The organism is Anabaena sp. CS-542/02 (assembly GCF_028331085.1).
Lineage (GTDB): Bacteria > Cyanobacteriota > Cyanobacteriia > Cyanobacteriales > Nostocaceae > Anabaenopsis > Anabaenopsis arnoldii.
Map to the genome: position 1 here is coordinate 15,504 of NZ_JAQMTM010000085.1, position 17,139 is coordinate 32,642.

15 protein-coding genes are annotated in these 17,139 nt (G+C 42.0%); 12 read left to right on the plus strand and 3 right to left on the minus strand.

The window, feature by feature from the left end; translation table 11 throughout:
* The first annotated feature begins 319 nt into the window (after positions 1-319).
* Both pheT and PN447_RS09635 read left to right on the plus strand, forming a co-directional pair.
* Positions 320-2,755 carry a phenylalanine--tRNA ligase subunit beta gene (gene pheT / locus PN447_RS09630; protein ID WP_271762672.1) on the plus strand — a complete coding sequence of 812 codons (2,436 nt, stop codon included), beginning with the start codon at positions 320-322 and terminating at the stop codon, positions 2,753-2,755.
* A gap of 133 nt (positions 2,756-2,888) precedes the next feature.
* Positions 2,889-3,158, plus strand: coding sequence for a YciI family protein (locus tag PN447_RS09635; RefSeq protein ID WP_271733010.1), 270 nt, complete (start codon positions 2,889-2,891; stop codon positions 3,156-3,158).
* A 224-nt stretch (positions 3,159-3,382) separates the two neighbouring features.
* Here the strand turns inward: PN447_RS09635 and PN447_RS09640 are convergent, their stop codons facing one another.
* The gene (locus PN447_RS09640) at positions 3,383-3,574 is read right to left on the minus strand and encodes a hypothetical protein (protein WP_271733008.1); all 192 of its coding nucleotides are present in this window, start codon (positions 3,572-3,574) and stop codon (positions 3,383-3,385) included.
* A gap of 405 nt (positions 3,575-3,979) precedes the next feature.
* Here PN447_RS09640 and PN447_RS09645 point away from each other — a divergent pair, with 405 nt between their 5' ends.
* On the plus strand, positions 3,980-6,508 hold the full coding sequence (locus PN447_RS09645) for a mannose-1-phosphate guanyltransferase (RefSeq protein WP_271762674.1): 2,529 nt from the start codon (positions 3,980-3,982) through the stop codon (positions 6,506-6,508).
* Positions 6,509-6,674: 166 nt separating this feature from the next.
* On the opposite strand, the gene PN447_RS09650 is transcribed toward PN447_RS09645, so the two are convergent.
* Positions 6,675-7,961, minus strand: a complete 1,287-nt coding sequence (locus PN447_RS09650) for an ABC transporter ATP-binding protein (RefSeq protein WP_271762676.1) — start codon at positions 7,959-7,961, stop codon at positions 6,675-6,677.
* Positions 7,962-8,060: 99 nt separating this feature from the next.
* Between PN447_RS09650 and PN447_RS09655 the strand changes: the two genes are divergently transcribed.
* The 9 genes from PN447_RS09655 to PN447_RS09695 all read left to right on the plus strand — a co-directional run bounded on the left by PN447_RS09655 (position 8,061) and on the right by PN447_RS09695 (position 15,988).
* Positions 8,061-8,294, plus strand: a complete 234-nt coding sequence (locus PN447_RS09655; protein WP_271762679.1) for a hypothetical protein — start codon at positions 8,061-8,063, stop codon at positions 8,292-8,294.
* A gap of 48 nt (positions 8,295-8,342) precedes the next feature.
* A complete protein-coding gene (locus tag PN447_RS09660; RefSeq protein ID WP_271762680.1) occupies positions 8,343-8,888 on the plus strand; it encodes a single-stranded DNA-binding protein in 546 nt (181 codons plus the stop codon).
* A gap of 38 nt (positions 8,889-8,926) precedes the next feature.
* Positions 8,927-11,032, plus strand: a complete 2,106-nt coding sequence (pabB, locus tag PN447_RS09665; protein WP_271762682.1) for an aminodeoxychorismate synthase component I — start codon at positions 8,927-8,929, stop codon at positions 11,030-11,032.
* A 429-nt stretch (positions 11,033-11,461) separates the two neighbouring features.
* Positions 11,462-11,638 carry a hypothetical protein gene (locus PN447_RS18715; RefSeq protein ID WP_442867089.1) on the plus strand — a complete coding sequence of 59 codons (177 nt, stop codon included), beginning with the start codon at positions 11,462-11,464 and terminating at the stop codon, positions 11,636-11,638.
* Positions 11,616-11,696: a hypothetical protein gene (locus tag PN447_RS18720; RefSeq protein ID WP_442867090.1), complete on the plus strand. Its 81-nt coding sequence runs from the start codon at positions 11,616-11,618 to the stop codon at positions 11,694-11,696. The genes PN447_RS18715 and PN447_RS18720 overlap by 23 nt, the downstream gene beginning before the upstream one ends.
* 690 nt (positions 11,697-12,386) lie before the next feature.
* A complete protein-coding gene (locus PN447_RS09680; protein ID WP_271762684.1) occupies positions 12,387-14,480 on the plus strand; it encodes a hypothetical protein in 2,094 nt (697 codons plus the stop codon).
* Between the two features lie 17 nt (positions 14,481-14,497).
* Positions 14,498-14,767, plus strand: coding sequence for a hypothetical protein (locus PN447_RS09685; RefSeq protein WP_271762685.1), 270 nt, complete (start codon positions 14,498-14,500; stop codon positions 14,765-14,767).
* Between the two features lie 43 nt (positions 14,768-14,810).
* Entirely contained in the window at positions 14,811-15,074 is a 264-nt protein-coding gene (locus PN447_RS09690) for a helix-turn-helix domain-containing protein (RefSeq protein WP_271762687.1), read from the plus strand.
* A complete protein-coding gene (locus PN447_RS09695) occupies positions 15,071-15,988 on the plus strand; it encodes a hypothetical protein (RefSeq protein ID WP_271762689.1) in 918 nt (305 codons plus the stop codon). The genes PN447_RS09690 and PN447_RS09695 overlap by 4 nt, the downstream gene beginning before the upstream one ends.
* Here PN447_RS09695 and PN447_RS09700 read toward each other — a convergent pair.
* Positions 15,954-17,042 carry a DNA methyltransferase gene (locus tag PN447_RS09700; protein WP_271762691.1) on the minus strand — a complete coding sequence of 363 codons (1,089 nt, stop codon included), beginning with the start codon at positions 17,040-17,042 and terminating at the stop codon, positions 15,954-15,956. The genes PN447_RS09695 and PN447_RS09700 overlap by 35 nt on opposite strands.
* Between the last annotated feature and the right edge of the window lie 97 nt (positions 17,043-17,139).

A 17,139-nucleotide genomic window follows, 5' to 3' on the forward strand; every position in this document is an offset into this window, starting at 1 on the left:
CTCACCCTTTACCTGCTGTTGTCCTGGTTCTGATTGATTAAATCATACCATCAACTTAGTCAGTGATTTTACGTTGATTTTAGTAATACTTATGATTGTAAATCAATCAAGTAACAAACTCAGGGGGGAGTGTCAACAAAAATCTTTGCTCAACTCGCCATAAAACTAGGACGCTCTCACCCCAAATTTTCGGTAGGATGATTCAAGATGCAAAAGAGGCTAGGTAAAAACTAGATATTAGTATTCTCCCTCTTTGTTAGAGATACCTTAATTCCGTCTCTACAGCACTCGACAATATTTCAACAAGTAAGCACACTCCATGCGTATTTCTCTAAATTGGCTGCGGGAACTGGTAGAAATTAAACTGAGTCCAGAAGAATTAGCACAAACCCTGACAATGGCTGGGTTTGAAGTGGAAGAGATAGAAGATCGCCAAACTTGGGCTAATGGCGTGGTTGTGGGTAAAGTGCTTGAGCGTCAACCCCACCCCAATGCTGATAAATTAAGTGTTTGTCAAGTGGATATCGGCGCATCTGAGACTTTAAATATTGTCTGTGGTGCGCCTAATGTCAAGGCGGGTATTTACGTACCAGTGGCTACTACTGGTACTTATTTACCAAATATCGATTTAAAAATTAAGCCGGCAAAGTTGCGCGGTGTCCCTTCTCAAGGTATGATTTGTTCTTTAAAAGAACTCGGTTTACCTAGTGATGTGGATGGAATCCATATTTTCCCCCAGGAAAATCTACCTTTGGGTAGTGATGTGCGTCCGTTATTAGGTCTAGACGATGTAATTTTAGACGTTACTGCTACTGCTAACCGTGCCGATGCTCTGTGTATGGTAGGGATAGCCAGGGAAGTCGCGGCTTTGACTGGTGGTAAGTTAAGTATACCTCAACCTGAGACTACATCAGTATCCAAAGGTGCTAGTAATTTAAAATTAAAAGTTGCTGATACCCAGGCTTGCCCTGCTTATATTGGTACTGTAGTTGCACAACTGAAAATTGCCCCTTCTCCTGATTGGTTGCAACAGCGTTTACGGGCGGCTGGGGTAAGACCTATAAATAATGTTGTGGATATTACTAACTATGTTTTATGGGAATGGGGACAACCACTACACGCCTTTGACAAAGACCGTTTACAATCTGTTGGGGGCGGTGAGGGTCTGACTGTTGGTGTTCGCTTTGCTACTGCTGGGGAATCTTTGAAAACCCTGGATGGGGTAACACGCAAATTGTCAAGCCAAAATTTGTTAATTACTGTTAACAATACACCGGTTGCGCTGGCGGGTGTGATGGGTGGAGAGGAAACAGAAGTCTATGACGGTACTCACAGTATTGTTTTAGAAGCTGCTGTGTTTGATTCTGTGGTTATTCGTCGTTCTGCTCGGAGTGTGGGGTTAAGAAGTGAGGCTTCGGGAAGATATGAACGGGGGGTTAATAGAGCTGAGTTAGAAATAGCTTGTAACCGTGCTTTATCTCTGATGAGTGAATTAGCTGGTGGGGTGATTGTCCAACAGGAAATGGCTGACACTCGCCCAGACCCATCTACTTGGAGTCGTTCTATATCTCTACGTCTTGACCGGGTGAATCAGGTACTCGGTCCTGTGGATTTGGGAGAGGATACTGGGGAAATTACCGCCGCTGATGTGGAACGCATTCTGTCTGCTTTGGGATGTAACCTAATTTCTACGGGTGAACAAACTTGGACGGTGACAGTACCGCCCTATCGTTACCGGGATTTAGAACGGGAAATTGATTTGATTGAGGAGTTAGCCCGTCTCTATGGCTATGACAATTTTTGTGATACTCTGCCAGAAAAGTCGGAGGCTGGTTATTTACCCGTAGATCAAGAGTTAATCCGGAAGTTACGCGCTATTCTCAGGGCGGAAGGATTAACTGAAGTGCTCCATTATTCTTTAGTCAAACCAGGGGATGATAGACAAATTGTTTTGAGTAATCCCTTGTTTGGGGAATATTCCGCACTGCGAACTGATTTGATATCCGGTTTGATTGATGCTTTTCAATACAATTTAGAGCAAGGAAATGGTTCTCTGAATGGTTTTGACATGGGGCGCATTTTCTGGCAAGAAGAAGATGGTTTGGAAGAAACCGATGCGATCGCTGGTATTATGGGAGGGGACAGGTTTTTGGGTAAGTGGTCAAAAGGCGGTCGTGAACAACCTATGACCTGGTTTGATGCCAAAGGTATTTTGGAAAGTGTTTTTAATGCACTCAATTTAAAGGTAGAGTATCAACCAGATTGTCGCGATCAGCGTTTACACCCAGGACGCACCGCTTCTTTATGGGTGGGTGGTAACAGACTGGGTATATTTGGGCAACTTCATCCCCAATTACGACAGGAGCGGGGTTTACCTGATTCTGTCTATGTGTTCCAGCTAGATGTTAATGTGTTGTTGGATGCCCTGGATCAAGATGAAATTCTCATTCCCACTTTTGTGGCTTATTCTACCTATCCAGCGAGCGATCGCGATATTGCATTCTACGCACCTGTAAAGGTCTCGGTGGCAGAAATTGAAAAATCCATTCACAAAGCCGCAAAGGGACTGCTGGAATCTGTAGAATTGTTTGATGAATATCGTGGTGAGAATGTCCCCCCAGGACAACGGAGTTTAGCTTTTCGTCTAGTATATCGAGGGAGCGATCGCACTCTTACTGATATTGAAGTTGAGCCTGTACATAATAAGGTTCGTGAAGCTTTAGTGGAGAAATTTGGCGTTAGTCTCAGAAGTTAATTAACACTGATTGGAGGTTTTGACCATCAAAATCTCCAATCTTGAAACTCAAGAATTGCCCATCTTAACTGTCTCAGATATATAGTAAAATTTTGGGAAAGAAGTATATTTTCAAGATCAAAAAACAGTAATTATGCCGAAATACATCATGTGGGGAACTTACTGCGAAAACGTTTTGGAAAAACGGGATCCCTATCGTCAAGACCACTTAGATGGGTTAGCAAAACAAAAAGCATCAGGTTTACTGATTACTCTCGGTCCGACCAAGGATACTACTAAAGTGTTTGGAATTTACGAAGCTGAAGACGAAGCAACTGTGCGCCAATTAGTGGAAAATGACCCCTACTGGAAAAATGGCATCTGGACTGAATATTTTGTGAAAGAGTGGATTCAAGCCTTTTGAATAATTATAGGGTGCGTTGACGAACGCGTAACGCACCGAGAAATTTGCTCCTACTCCCACACCTTTAGATAGCCGTTGAATATTGACATACAGCACATCTCACCTGAGTGAGGTACACAAAGGCGTGTAAGATACCCACCCCAGAAAAGTTTTATCATTTATATCTGTACTTCAGATTCGGTGCAAGGTGCTGTAAATTGGCCTGGGCTTAATTAGTGAGTTTATTAGCCTTTTAAAGCTTTTCTAAAATTGCGCCGATATGACTTATTGGCAATAAATAAAGCTGGCCATAACAATGATAAACTCAGGCGATTAGATAAAGTTTGACTGAAATTAGTTCGTTCAAACCCATTCCATAACTTCCAAACACCACCCACATAAACCACTATTAAGCCAAAAATAATTAACTTGATCATTGTCATCGACTCCGTTATTGAAACTTAAAGTCTGTAATCTATGATACTTACTCTCGGCAAGTTCATACTTTACAGCTAGTTAACATTGAGCAAAATGAAGTACCTAATGCCACCATAAAACATAGAGACAAGAAAAACCAATTGAAAGTCAAAAGATCCCAAATTTTCCTTGTTCCTTTTTGTGTTATGGCTTCCTGATGAAGAGGGAATAAATCCCCCCACTATAAACTGTTGATTATGGGTGGGCGGACATGACCTTGATGAGTAAATTTGCTTATTTCTCACTAGATGCTTCTTAGGTAAGTTACTTAAATACCAATATCCATAGGAGACTAAAGAAAGAACATACAATATACTCTCACGGGTGTGTAAGCAGCAAAAACTGCAAATAACTAAGGAGAATTTATGCGTGCAGTACTGATGGCAGGCGGTTCGGGTACTCGGCTTCGCCCCTTAACTTGTGATCTGCCTAAACCAATGGTGCCTATTCTGAATCGGCCCATTGCCGAACATATCATCAATCTACTAAAGCGACATCAAATCACAGAAGTTATTGCTACATTGCATTATCTACCAGATGTCTTGCGAGACTACTTTCAAGATGGCAGCGATTTTGGCGTGCAGATGACCTATGCTGTGGAAGAAGACCAACCCCTAGGAACCGCAGGCTGTGTCAAGAATATTGCCGAACTGCTGGATGAAACATTTTTAGTGATTAGCGGTGATAGTATCACAGATTTTGACTTAACAGCGGCGATCGCATTCCACAAGCAAAAACAATCAAAAGCCACCTTAGTTTTAACCCGAGTTCCCAACCCCGCAGAATTTGGAGTGGTAATTACGGATGAAGAAAGTAAAATTAGGCGCTTTTTAGAAAAACCTTCTAGCAGTGAGATTTTTTCTGATACCGTCAACACAGGTATTTACATTCTGGAACCAGAAGTATTAGATTATCTACCATCTCATACAGAATGCGACTTTTCCAAAGACTTGTTTCCCTTAATGTTGGAAAAAAGTCAAGCCCTGTATGGTTACATTGCTAAAGGTTACTGGTGCGACGTTGGTCACTTAGATGCCTATCGTCAAGCTCAATATGACGCCTTAGATCGTAAAGTAAAACTTGACTTTGCTTATCCAGAAATTTCACCAAACTTGTGGGTAGGGCAAAATACCTTTATCCCATCCACAGCGATAATTGAAACTCCAGCCCTAATTGGTGATAATTGCCGCATTGGGGCCAGAGTGCAAATTGAAGCGGGAAGCATCATAGGAGATAATGTCACCATTGGCGCTGATGCCAATCTGAAACGACCGATTTTATGGAATGGGTCAATTATCGGAGATGAAGCACATCTGAGCGCCTGTGTGATTTCTCGTGGTACCCGTGTTGATCGCCGCGCTCATGTGTTAGAAGCGGCTGTAGTGGGTTCCCTGTCTACTATTGGGGAAGAAGCACAAATCAGCCCTAACGTCAGGGTTTGGCCTAGTAAGAAGATTGAATCAGGTGCAGTGCTCAATATTAACTTGATTTGGGGTAACACTGCTCAAAGAAACTTATTTGGGCAGCGTGGTGTACAAGGATTAGCTAATATTGACATCACCCCAGAATTTGCTGTGAAGTTGGGATCTGCTTACGGTTCTACCCTGAAACCCGGTTCTAAGGTGACAGTTTCCCGTGATCAACGCAACATTTCTCGCATGGTTACCCGGTCATTAATTGCTGGTTTGATGTCTGTAGGTATTGATATTCAAAATCTCGATGCTACAGCTATCCCCATAGCACGGACAGTTATACCCACAATGTCCGTCGCCGGTGGAGTTCATGTACGGGTACACCCAGATCGCCCTGATTATATCCTGATTGAATTTATGGATGCTAAGGGGATTAATATTACCAAAGCTCTGGAGAAGAAAGTTGAAGGAGCTTATTTTAAGGAAGATATGCGTCGATCGCAAATTCATGAAGTTGGCGATGTAGCCTATACCAGTCAAGTAATTGAACGCTATTGCACAGCCTTTGAGAAGCTGTTAAACGTTGATACCCTGCGCAACAGTCGAGCAAAAGTAGTAATTGACTATGTTTATGCTGTATCTGGGGCGGTTTTACCACTAATGTTAGATAAATTTGGCGCTGATGCAGTGGTACTGAATGCGAGTGTGAATAAATCGGCTATGTCAGTTACCGACCGCGAAACACTGCTGACTCAGCTGGGTCATGTAGTGGAGGCGCTCAAAGCTAATTTTGGTGTGCAAGTGTCGGCTAATGGGGAACAGTTGATTTTAGTTGATGAATCAGGCTTTGCCATTCGGGGGGAAATTTTAACAGCACTGATGGTAGACATGGTATTAACATCTAATCCCAGAGGCACGGTAGTTGTACCTGTTCATGCTTCTAGTGCTGTGGAACAAGTCGCCCGTCGTCACGATGGCAGGGTAATTCGCACTAAAGCTAATCCTACAGCTTTGATGGAAGCTTGTCAAAAAAATTCTAATGTCGTCTTAGGCGGTAGTGGCGAAACTGGTTTTATTTTCCCCCATTTACATCCGGGTTTTGATTCCATGTTCTGCATCGCTAAGTTAATTGAGATGCTGACTATTCAAGAGCGATCGCTGGCTACGGCGCGTTCAGAATTACCCCGTGTTGTTCATAAAGCTTATACAGTCCGTTGTCCTTGGAGTGCTAAGGGAGCGCTGATGCGTTATTTAGTGGAAACACACCCAGCCCAAAACCTAGAGTTAATTGATGGGGTGAAAATTTGCCAACCCTACGATGATAGTTGGCTATTAGTTTTACCAGACGCCAGCGAGCCTTTAGTACATTTGTATGCCAACAGTAATGATCGCGATTGGGTAGATGAAACACTCAGAAACTACCGCACCCGTGTTCAGACCTTCGTGGAAAGACAACAAGAATACCAGCCAACAGAAGTATAAATAAAGACTACAGTATTGATTGCCTCAGTGATAAAACTGCTTACATACAGCAGATTACAAGTCAATAGGTACTATATGAATCTTAAAACTCTTGTGGTGTGGGCATTCTGCCCTAGTATGCTAACACAAGAGATTAAATCCGCTGTAGCATGGAACCTCCGCCACGCTACCCTATCGCTAACTCAGTTTGAGGATCAAAAAAGTGCAGTTTTTCTGGATTTAACGAGAACCATAATTCCTCACCAACCTTGACTAACCTATCCGGTGGAACTCGCACCTGTAGATAATTGTCTGTATGCTCAATTTGAGATTCAGGTGGGGAAATTCTCACAGACACAAAAGAATCATTGCCCAGATTTTCTACCAAGTCTACTTTGACGGGTAAATTTTTGGTCGCTGGTACACTCAACATGAAGTGTTCGGGGCGAATACCTAAAATGATGGTTTGCTGATCATATTTCCGCAGGGGTGTCGCCCAAACTTCTGGGAGAGTGAGGCGAAAATGGTTATGGGTAATTAATAACGGAGCATGGAACCTCACCGGAATAAAATTCATGGGCGGGGAACCAATGAATTCGGCCACAAACCGGTTAGCAGGATGGTTATAAAGTTCTAATGGGGATGCGACTTGCTGAATTTGACCTTGATTCATAATGGCAATGCGATCGCCCATAGTCATAGCTTCGGTTTGGTCATGGGTGACGTAAATGGTGGTGGTTCCTAGTTGGCGTTGCAATTTGACAATTTGGGCGCGGGTTTGGGCCCGCAATTTAGCATCCAAGTTAGAAAGGGGTTCATCCATTAAAAACACTTGGGGGTCACGGGCGATGGCTCTTCCTAAAGCTACCCGTTGTCTTTGACCCCCCGATAGCTGTTTGGGTAAACGATTCAGCAAGGTTTCCATTTGTAATAATTGGGCAACATTTAGTACCTGCTGATCTACCTGCCTTTCTTGAGCAGAAATGTAACGTAGTCCTTTAGGTAACTTTCTGGTGATTCCTACAAGGAGATTTGTCGCCCATGTTGGGAGTGAGGAGTTTTGACTTTCCCCATTTCCTAATGGGCGGCGACGGAGTCCAAAAGCAATGTTGTCATAGACAGTCATGTGGGGGTAGAGGGCGTAATTTTGAAACACCATGGCAATGTCTCTTTCTTTGGGTGGTAGGTGATTAATTAAGCGATCGCCCACCCAAATATTCCCTGCTGTCATCGATTCTAGCCCAGCAATTAACCGGAGTAGAGTGCTTTTACCACAACCTGAAGGACCCACCAGCACCATAAATTCACCATCGGCGATGGTCAAATTAATTCGCCGTAAGACATTGATGACTTCTGCCGGTTCAGGGGTAGCATTTTTTTTGTTCCTATGACTAGGAAAGGTTTGCGATGCTACACTTTCCCCTTTCCGCTGGGGAAAGGTTTTATAAATATTTTCTAAAACAACTTGCGCCACGAGTATCTGAAGTAACGGTAATTATGTGGCTGACTCCGCACAGGGGAAGATATGGCTTACCCCACGCTACGCTATCAGCACCCATGATATATGTTACCTGTGACTAGGAAAAGTAAAAAAACTGTAACCAAAAAAGCAGAGTATTTTTTGCCCATGAAGTGGTATGATTGTACTACTCATGCAGAATTTAATGCTCGTTGTAGTCAGGCGAAGGTAGGGAATGGTATCGCAAGTACTATTCAAAGCGATCGCTTGGCTTTTATGCTAGAAAAGACTCAAAGCTCAAAGTGTATGTCAGGAATTCATTTAGGCAAATTAAATATAGTTAGCTAATTAAAATCTTATTGCTTGATCAAAAACTTGTCCAATTAGGAGGATTCAATGAATAGCTGCGTTTTAATGGTGGAAATCATTCAAGAACCACAATTACGCTATACAGCCGATAACTTAGCCATCACGGAAATGCTGGTACAGTTCCCCAATTCCCTGCGTGCGGAAGACCAGTTAGTTACCTTAAAGGTAGTGGGCTGGGGGAATATGGCTACAGAAATTCAGCAAAACTACCACCAAGGCGATCGCGTGATTTTAGCAGGACGCTTAGGGATGCACACTGTTGAGCGTCAAGAAGGGTTTAAAGAAAAACGGGCTGAATTAACAGTACAACAGATTCAACCTCTTGGAAGTAATTTTACATCATCCACAACGGTAAATTCGTCAGTCACCTCAACACCCCTACAAACAGCATCCCCTGTTGTTTCACCTTCACGCAACGAAGTTGAATTACCTCCAGTCAGCGCCCCGGCTCCCGTTGGCGCTGCACCTCAGAGGACCAACTTCCCATCCACACAGCCAGTCCAAAATTTTGAACGCACTGCTTATCCCCCTGTGAACGAGCAAGAACAAGATCCCGATGACATTCCTTTCTAAGTCGGGGATGGGAACTGGGTCAAAAGAACCGTTGAGTAATGAGCAAGGGGAAACATGAAGTGCGATCGCTGATTATTGATAACTACGACTCCTATACATTTAATCTCTATCAGATGCTCGCTCAGGTGAATGGAGAACTTCCCCTGGTAATTCGCAATGATCAGATTGATTGGAAGGATCTAATCAAACTCACATTTGACAATGTTGTGATTTCCCCTGGTCCGGGTCGTCCAGAAAAGGTCTCGGACTTTGGTATCTGCGGCCAAGTGATTCAAAATCTCCAAAATCTTGATGTACCCCTGCTGGGTGTTTGTCTTGGTCACCAGGGACTAGCTCATGTATACGGCGGTACTGTAACTCATGCACCGGAGGTTATGCATGGACAATCTAGTAAAATATATCACAATGATTCTGCTCTATTTGAGGGAATTCCCCAGGGCTTCTCTGTGGTACGCTACCATTCCTTAATGGTTGCCCAAGAGTTACCCAACTGTTTAGAAAAAGTTGCTTGGACAGAAGCCGGATTGATCATGGGGCTGCGTCATCGGTATTTACCATTTTGGGGTGTGCAATTTCATCCCGAATCAATCTGCACTGAATACGGCTGGAAGATTTTAGAAAACTTCCGTAATTTTACTAATAAATTATCCCAGAATCGAGCAAGAGAAACTAAGTATCAAGACATTGCCAAAAAATGGAATCGACAAAATCCTATTCTTCCTTGCCAGTACCAAGTTCATAGTCAAAAACTGGATATCTATCCAGATCCAGAACAGGTGTTTGTACATCTGTATGGCCACGCCACACAAGCGATCGGGAAAGATACTCACGCCTTTTGGCTTGATAGTAGCTTAGTTGAGTATGGTCTTTCTCGCTTCTCTTTTATGGGAGGAAGTGACGGTTTAAATAGTTTGTTGGTTGAATACCGCACGGAAACTAGAGAATTAACTATTACTGAGTCTGGTCAAAAGAAACAGATAAATATTAGTATTTTTGACTATCTTCAAAGTCAAATTAATGAGCGTAGTTATCAGTCTGATGAGCTACCCTTTGACTTCAATTGTGGGTTTGTGGGCTACTTTGGTTATGAAATCAAGGCAGAATGTGGTTCTGAGTTAATTCATTGTGCACCCCTTCCCGATGCTATGTTTCTGTTAGCTGATCAAATCATTGTGTTTGATCACCAAGAACAAACTACCTATCTGGTATGTCTGGCCAAACAGCATCAAACTACAGCAGCAAAGGAGTGGTTAGAGTCAACAGAAAAACAACTGCGCACACTCCCAGACCTTCCAGGTATTTTACCGCCCCTTAGTCATACCCCCATCAATTTCCGTCTGAGTCGTTCTCACGAGACCTACATAAATGATATTTACCAATGTCTGCACAAAATTAAGGACGGGGAAAGTTATCAAATTTGTTTGACTAATAAACTTTACACAGATGCTACTCCCGATCCATTATGCTTTTATCGTACCTTACGCCGAGTTAATCCGGCTCCTTACTCTGCATTTATGCGCTTTGGTGAAGTCGCTATTGCTTGTTCATCCCCAGAACGATTTTTACGTATTGACCGCGCTGGGTGGGTAGAAACTAAGCCGATTAAAGGAACTTTAGGGCGTGGTCAGACTCCAGAGGAAGATAAAATACTGCGGGAAAAACTGCTCAATAGTGAAAAAGACCGCGCCGAAAACTTAATGATTGTGGATTTGTTACGCAATGATTTAGGTTTGGTGTGTGAAGTGGGTAGTATCCAGGTGACAAAGTTGATGGATGTGGAAACTTACGCCACAGTACATCAACTTGTGAGTACAATTCGGGGTTATTTACGCGCGGATATGACTGCTACTGATTGTATTAGAATGGCGTTTCCCGGTGGTTCGATGACGGGTGCGCCGAAAATTAGAACTATGAAGATTATTGATGAGTTAGAATCTGAAGCTCGTGGAGTTTATTCCGGTGCTATTGGGTTTTTAGCTCTCAATGGTGCAGCAGATTTAAATATTGTCATTCGTACCGCAGTGTTGACTCCTAGTGGGACTTCTATTGGGATTGGCGGTGGTATTGTGGCTTTATCTGAACCGGAAGCTGAGTTTGAGGAGGCTGTTCTCAAAGGTAAGGCGTTGATTCAGGCCTTATCGTAATTAGGACTTACGCATTGATGTCCCCAGCGAGTGGGGACTCCTCCATTCTAAACACATACCCTGTAAGAAGTCTAGAGGCACTTTCCGATAGCGATAGCGTGGCGTTAGCCAGGTTCAATAAACTTAACCTCCCAAATGGACTTAAGCATACTAACAAAACTCCTGAAACCCTTATATAGCAAGCGACTGAGGTTAATCGGCACTCGCTAGATTGACGATGTCAATACATCAGAATCACTATTTCAGCTTTTTTGATTGAACTTCGGTAATAGTTAACTAGTGCATTACAACAGCATTTAGGCGATCGCGCTACTGTAAGCCATTGCATATACTCCCATCCCTTTGTAAGGGGAGGGGTTGGGGGTGGGGTCAAACCTCATCAAACTATTTGCAAAGGGCGAAGCGCTACTGTAAGGCGATCGCCATTTCATAGTTGGTTTAGTAGCCTTCAGCCCGGATGTTAAAACCTTAGCTTCTTCTGAGAGGAGGGATACAACCATCAAACTGTGGGATGTAGCAACCCTGCGGTCAATTGCCACTTTCACGGGACATTCAGATTGGGCACTTCCATGGGGTTCGTTCAATAGCATTCAGCCCAGATGGTAAAACCATGCTCTCTGGAAGTAAAGACGGTACTATCAAGATTTGGCAAAGGCGTAATTAATTCACAGCTGAGTAAGTCGGTGGGGAAATTTGTAAGTATGTAATGGAAAGTTAACAAAAGCAAAAGTTGTTAAATATAACACATTCTATACTATAGTTTCTTCTTTCTTTGTTACGGGGAAACTAGATCCTCAGTTTAGTTAGTGTCACAGTAAAAGCATCTGTTGTAAGCAGATTGTGCAATATACAGGAAACTTACCCAGCTATCATAAACATTGAACACAGTACCACGCAAATAATTTTGTATTCTGAAAAATCCATCTTTAGGCAGATGACAAAATTACGTCAATGTAGATATGGGATCCAGGTATAAATAAAATATTTATTTACATATGCTGTAAAAGCAAATGTGATATTATCAGTCTAATTTGATTCAATATATACTTTGTGAGCTTTCTCACAACAGCCTCCTACTTTTAAAACATCCTCTAACAGGGAGATCACAAACTATCTGGTAGTTGCTGTTCTATTGAGTACTGTTGCGGGAAAACTTAGCTATAGAGTCACCCTATGGAAGACACAATTTATGTAGTTTACCCTTAATATTGATAACGCTGCGACACCAAGAGCTAGCCAAATTACTAGAATTATTCAAAAGCGTCGCCCACTATCTCAAAAAATTGAAACTGTAGAGACTAATCTCAAGACTCTTTCTACTACCTTACGCCAACTTGAAAGGCAACGTGACCAGTTGCTCGGTAGAGTTGGTGATATTGGTACAGTTGGAAGCCTTAGAGAAATTGATTTTTCTGCGATTCAAAAAAGTATTGATATCGAGCTAACGACTCTCAATAGTCTTAAATCTCGATTTTCGCGTAATACTCTCAACATAGGAGTTGTAGGACGAGCCAGACAGGGTAAGAGCCGTCTTCTCCAAAGTTTGACAGGGCTATCAACGGCTGAAATACCAGACGGTGATGATCAACACTGTACAGGAGTTCGTAGTAACGTCCATCATAATTCAGAGATCAAAGAAACTTATGCCCAAGTTTGGTTTCACACTGAGCGTTCTTTCTTAGATGAAGTGATTGCTCCTTATTATGAACAACTTCACTTAGGTTCTAGACCACGTTCAATTCAAGATCTTGCTGATATTCCTTTACCAGAGCTTCCTAAAGAATTGGCGGAAAAAAGACAGGCTGCGGCTAAGTATGACCATCTTTGTAGGTATCATCAAAACATTGACAAATATCGTAATGCTTTATCAGAATCTTCTCCGCGTCGCATTTCACGGCATGAAATTAGGGAATATGTTGCTCAAGACACGCTAGAAAGAAAACGAATTTACTTTAATTACCTTGCAGTTAGGGAGGTTAAAATTGTTTGTTCTTTTCCCAATGTAGATGTTGGTCAAATCGCTTTAATTGATATGCCGGGGTTAGGAGACACTGGGATTGGTGATGAAGAGCGTATGATCAAAACATTAGGACAAGATATTGATTTAGTTCTGTTTGTCCGTATGCCTAAATCCACTGGAGATTTTTGGTCTAAAGAGGATGTTGAACTCTATGACATGGCTAATAGTGCTTTGATTGACCTTCCTATCAAAGAATGGTCTTTCATGGTACTTAACCACATTGGAGGAAGTGCTGACAATCGAAGAAATTGTGAAAGCCTAGCTGCTACAATTACGGAAAAGCACATTGATGTTCAAGATATTATAATTGCAGACTGTGCTAATTCTGAAGAAGCGCAAATTGAAATTTTAGATCGAGTTTTGCATTATCTAGGGCAAAAAATAGAGATATTAGATCGGCAATATGCTTCTGCTTGTCAGGACAGACTAATTCAGCTTCAGAAAACTGTTGTTATCGAACTGGACAAAGCTAAGGATGCTTGGAGGCAAGCATCAAAAGATGACTGGTTTCCTAAATTTCTCGAACTTTTTGGCAAGTTTTGGAACGATTTGACAAGAGAACTTGAACGTTTGAGTTCATCCATGATCTCCGAACGAGATAGTGATGATAAAAATTTTCAATCAGCTGTCGATGCTGCTATTGCTGCTTGTCGTTCTGAGCCAGGTATTCCCACATCTAACGAAATTGAACAAAAATGCTATGCTGCTGGGGCATATATGACTGCCTATGCTGAATCTTTGCATGAAGTCCGTACTCATCTTTCAAAACAATTCTTGTCTCTAGATATCGCGTTAAAGGAATCTCTGGAGGAAGCAAAATTTCGTGTAGTGGAAGTTTTAGTCAATCACGGTAGATTAGGGAAAATAGCAGAGGGACGCGGAAGCGACTTTTTAAAGCAATTAGCCGAAAAAATTCCCGAAAATTTAACTGGCTTAAAGCTTGGTTTTCAAACACTTGCAACATTTGACCTCCAGTATCGCGGACTCGTTCAACATAGAATTAGAAGGCATTTAGATGTCTTAACTCCTAATAGAACTACCTACAGGCTGGACGGAGGTTTTTGGGATAAATGGATGGATGTAAAAACAGGACGAGTGAACTCAACTCCTCCCGCAGAAAAAATTGTATATAATCTGTGTAAGGCTCAAGCTGAAGCAGTTAACAATTGTGAGAAAGAACTTAAAAGCCTTTTAAAAGAGCCAAGCCAAGCAGGTTTCGCCATTGTTGAAGAATTTATTGACCGAGTATTGCGTGCTGAAAACGTTCGTACTGAATGGCAAATTTTTTTACAGGAAGTCGCTGCTGATGTTTGGATCGATGAGTTTGGTACAACATTGGAGCGCACTCAACTCAGACGAGATTGGATACAGAAAATAGGAGAGGTCGAAAACGCAAAACAGCTAGATGCCTTAAACTTTTTGCGATAGGCTATTGCGTTGTTTATATGAACAAGCAAGAAGCATCTGACTATCTGGGTGTAAGTGTCCGGGCGCTGGAGCGTTATGTGCAGCAGGGACGAATCAGCGTTAAATACGAGAAGGGTAAGACTTGCCCCACAGCTAACTTTGAACAAGCTGAACTGGAAGCTTTTCGAGAGGAGTTAAACCAGCCCACTGTTAAGCCAGCTTTTGAATCTCGCCAAACTGCGACAGACCAACAGCAGGAAACAGGTATTGCAGTCCAATTATCCTGTTTTGGGATTATCCGAAAATAGGTTTATTGTACTGACATACATATAGTGCTAAAGCCAAAGCCCTATGAAATCTATCTCCAGCCATGAGTATGAAATATTCCGGCGCTGTATGATTGCGGCACGCAAGGAAGCACAACTTACTCAGGAATCTCTCGCTAAATCTCTTCAAAAACCCCAATCTTTTGTTGCTAAATATGAGAATGGCGAGCGGCGCTTGGATGTCGTCGAGTTTATCATAGTTACTCGGGTAATTGGCGTCGATCCTTGTGCCATTCTGAGGAAGGTTGAACAACAAATATCTAAAGCATCTTGTGAAGAAAAATTATGAACACACAAGATGTAATCAAACTCGCTGCTGAGTATTTAGCTAATTTATCGTGGCATACATTTGATGTTTTAAACATATCTAAACCTATGACAGTTAATGCAGCAGTCAATTTAGCTAAAGTGATATCGAAGCTTTCACCATTACTGGGAAATCTAATCGAATTTAACACTGTTGAGTTTTTAAATAAGCAGGATGATTTTGCTGAATTTGGAACATGGCAGAGGCAAGATCCGGGATTCCCTGATGCTATCTTTGTGGGAAACATTCAACCAATACCAGGATTAGAGATTAAAGCATGGTTTCCATTGGCAACAGAGATAACAGCACGATTCAAAGATAGCCAGAATCACTTTCAATTTGATCAAACTCACGTTGCGATATTGGCATGGCTACCTGAGAAGATTATTTACGGAAAACCTCGTATTTTAGATGTGTGTGTTGTATCTGGCTTGTCCGTAGCTCTAGCTAGAGACAGTCATTACCATAATCCGCCAGACTATCTTGTTTTGGAGCCAGAGGATACAACCCAAAGGACGGCAAATTTACAGCAAACGAACACTAATGGCTATAAATTTCAAGGTTCTGACAGTGAATTTTTAGAGGCTCAGAAAATAGTTGACTCATGGGGATCTGAAGCCAAAATTTACAAGCCGACTAAGGAATATCAGCACCTTCTACGGGAATTACTAATACGATATAAATACAGGCTAGACACTAACTTTGCTAAAATAGACAGAATTATGCACCCCGGCATTGAGGAATTCAAGAAACGTGTTTACAGAGTTGAAGTTTGTGGTATGCCAGTTAAACAATGGAACAGGATTCTATCAAGCCACCAACAAGTCACTATAAAAAAATCATTGCAGGAGTATCTAGGGATTAAAGAAGAGAGCATTGATGAACTTCTGGATTAAATCGCTCGACTCCATAATAGAAATAATCTGGATCAATTTCACACGAGTAGGCTTTGCGCCTGAGTTTCCGGGCTGCTAAAGACGCACTAAACAGTCCCCCGAAGGGTTCCCAGACTACATCATATTCATCACTTGATGATTGAATAATCATGGTCATCAAATCGAGAGGCTTTTGGTTAAGATGCAATGCCTTTCCAGATGTTGTTTTAACTCTTTCATCACCTCGTAGGGGTTGGCGTTCCCATACATTGGTAAAACCATGAGGACATCTAAACTTTGATCGCATGTTACTCCATTGTGCTCCTGTCAATGGTTGATTACCATCTAGAGAAAAATAAGGTTTTCCTTCAGAGCTACCATGCTCATTCGCATAATTTACTAGCCTTTCAAACATCTCTGGAGGCGGAAAGTACCATAAATGTCCTTGATCAAAATATTTCCTAGTGGCTGCATCTACCACACCACAAGCATCGTTTGCTCTTCGTAAAGGCAATCTAGACCGTTTCCATTCTTTGAGTAACCAGGCTTTTAAGGTAAGTTCGTTAATTCTAACTTCTCTTACATATTGAACACAAACTTCTGTAACCACCGGAAATCTGCGAATTTTTTCTGTGTTAACATTCCCTGCAATGTGACCTTTGCCTTTATTCCAAATATTGCAGTTAATATAGCGCCAACCATACTTTTCTAAAATTGGATGTACCACAGCCCAGCCAATTTCTGAGTTCCAAAACCAGAGTGTTGTGTATGGCATCGCTGCTTTTGACCACTCCTCAATATGAGGCTCATACCAATTGGGCAAATCAATATGATCGGATGTGTCTCCTTCAAAACCAAGAATACCATAAGCCCCATCTGAAATGATTACACTAGGCTGCTCCCAATCTTGATAATGTTCAAAGCTATTACCTAGAAATAAAGCAACGTACTCATCTCTCCATTCCGAAAAGTTAAGTTTGGTGTTTGGGCTAACGACCTTTCCGCGCCCAACTGTACTGGTGGCTTTACTTTTCAAGGTAACTGTAGAACTAGCTTCTGGATTAGATTGGCTCATTGATTCTTTCGGCTCTTCAAATCATGATATATGTAAATATATCCTATTTTAGGATAATACTCTAGTGAGAGACACTAAAATAAACGCCAACCGCACT

Excerpts from the sequence above, each read along its gene's own strand:
- pheT (WP_271762672.1), top strand. The coding sequence starts at position 320 with ATGCGTATTTCTCTAAATTGGCTGCGGGAACTGGTAGAAATTAAACTG.
- PN447_RS09640 (WP_271733008.1), bottom strand. The coding sequence starts at position 3,574 with ATGATCAAGTTAATTATTTTTGGCTTAATAGTGGTTTATGTGGGTGGT.
- PN447_RS09685 (WP_271762685.1), top strand. The coding sequence starts at position 14,498 with ATGAACAAGCAAGAAGCATCTGACTATCTGGGTGTAAGTGTCCGGGCG.
- pabB (WP_271762682.1), top strand. The coding sequence starts at position 8,927 with ATGAGCAAGGGGAAACATGAAGTGCGATCGCTGATTATTGATAACTAC.
- PN447_RS09700 (WP_271762691.1), bottom strand. The coding sequence starts at position 17,042 with ATGAGCCAATCTAATCCAGAAGCTAGTTCTACAGTTACCTTGAAAAGT.
- PN447_RS09690 (WP_271762687.1), top strand. The coding sequence starts at position 14,811 with ATGAAATCTATCTCCAGCCATGAGTATGAAATATTCCGGCGCTGTATG.
- PN447_RS09695 (WP_271762689.1), top strand. The coding sequence starts at position 15,071 with ATGAACACACAAGATGTAATCAAACTCGCTGCTGAGTATTTAGCTAAT.
- PN447_RS09660 (WP_271762680.1), top strand. The coding sequence starts at position 8,343 with ATGAATAGCTGCGTTTTAATGGTGGAAATCATTCAAGAACCACAATTA.
- PN447_RS09645 (WP_271762674.1), top strand. The coding sequence starts at position 3,980 with ATGCGTGCAGTACTGATGGCAGGCGGTTCGGGTACTCGGCTTCGCCCC.
- PN447_RS09635 (WP_271733010.1), top strand. The coding sequence starts at position 2,889 with ATGCCGAAATACATCATGTGGGGAACTTACTGCGAAAACGTTTTGGAA.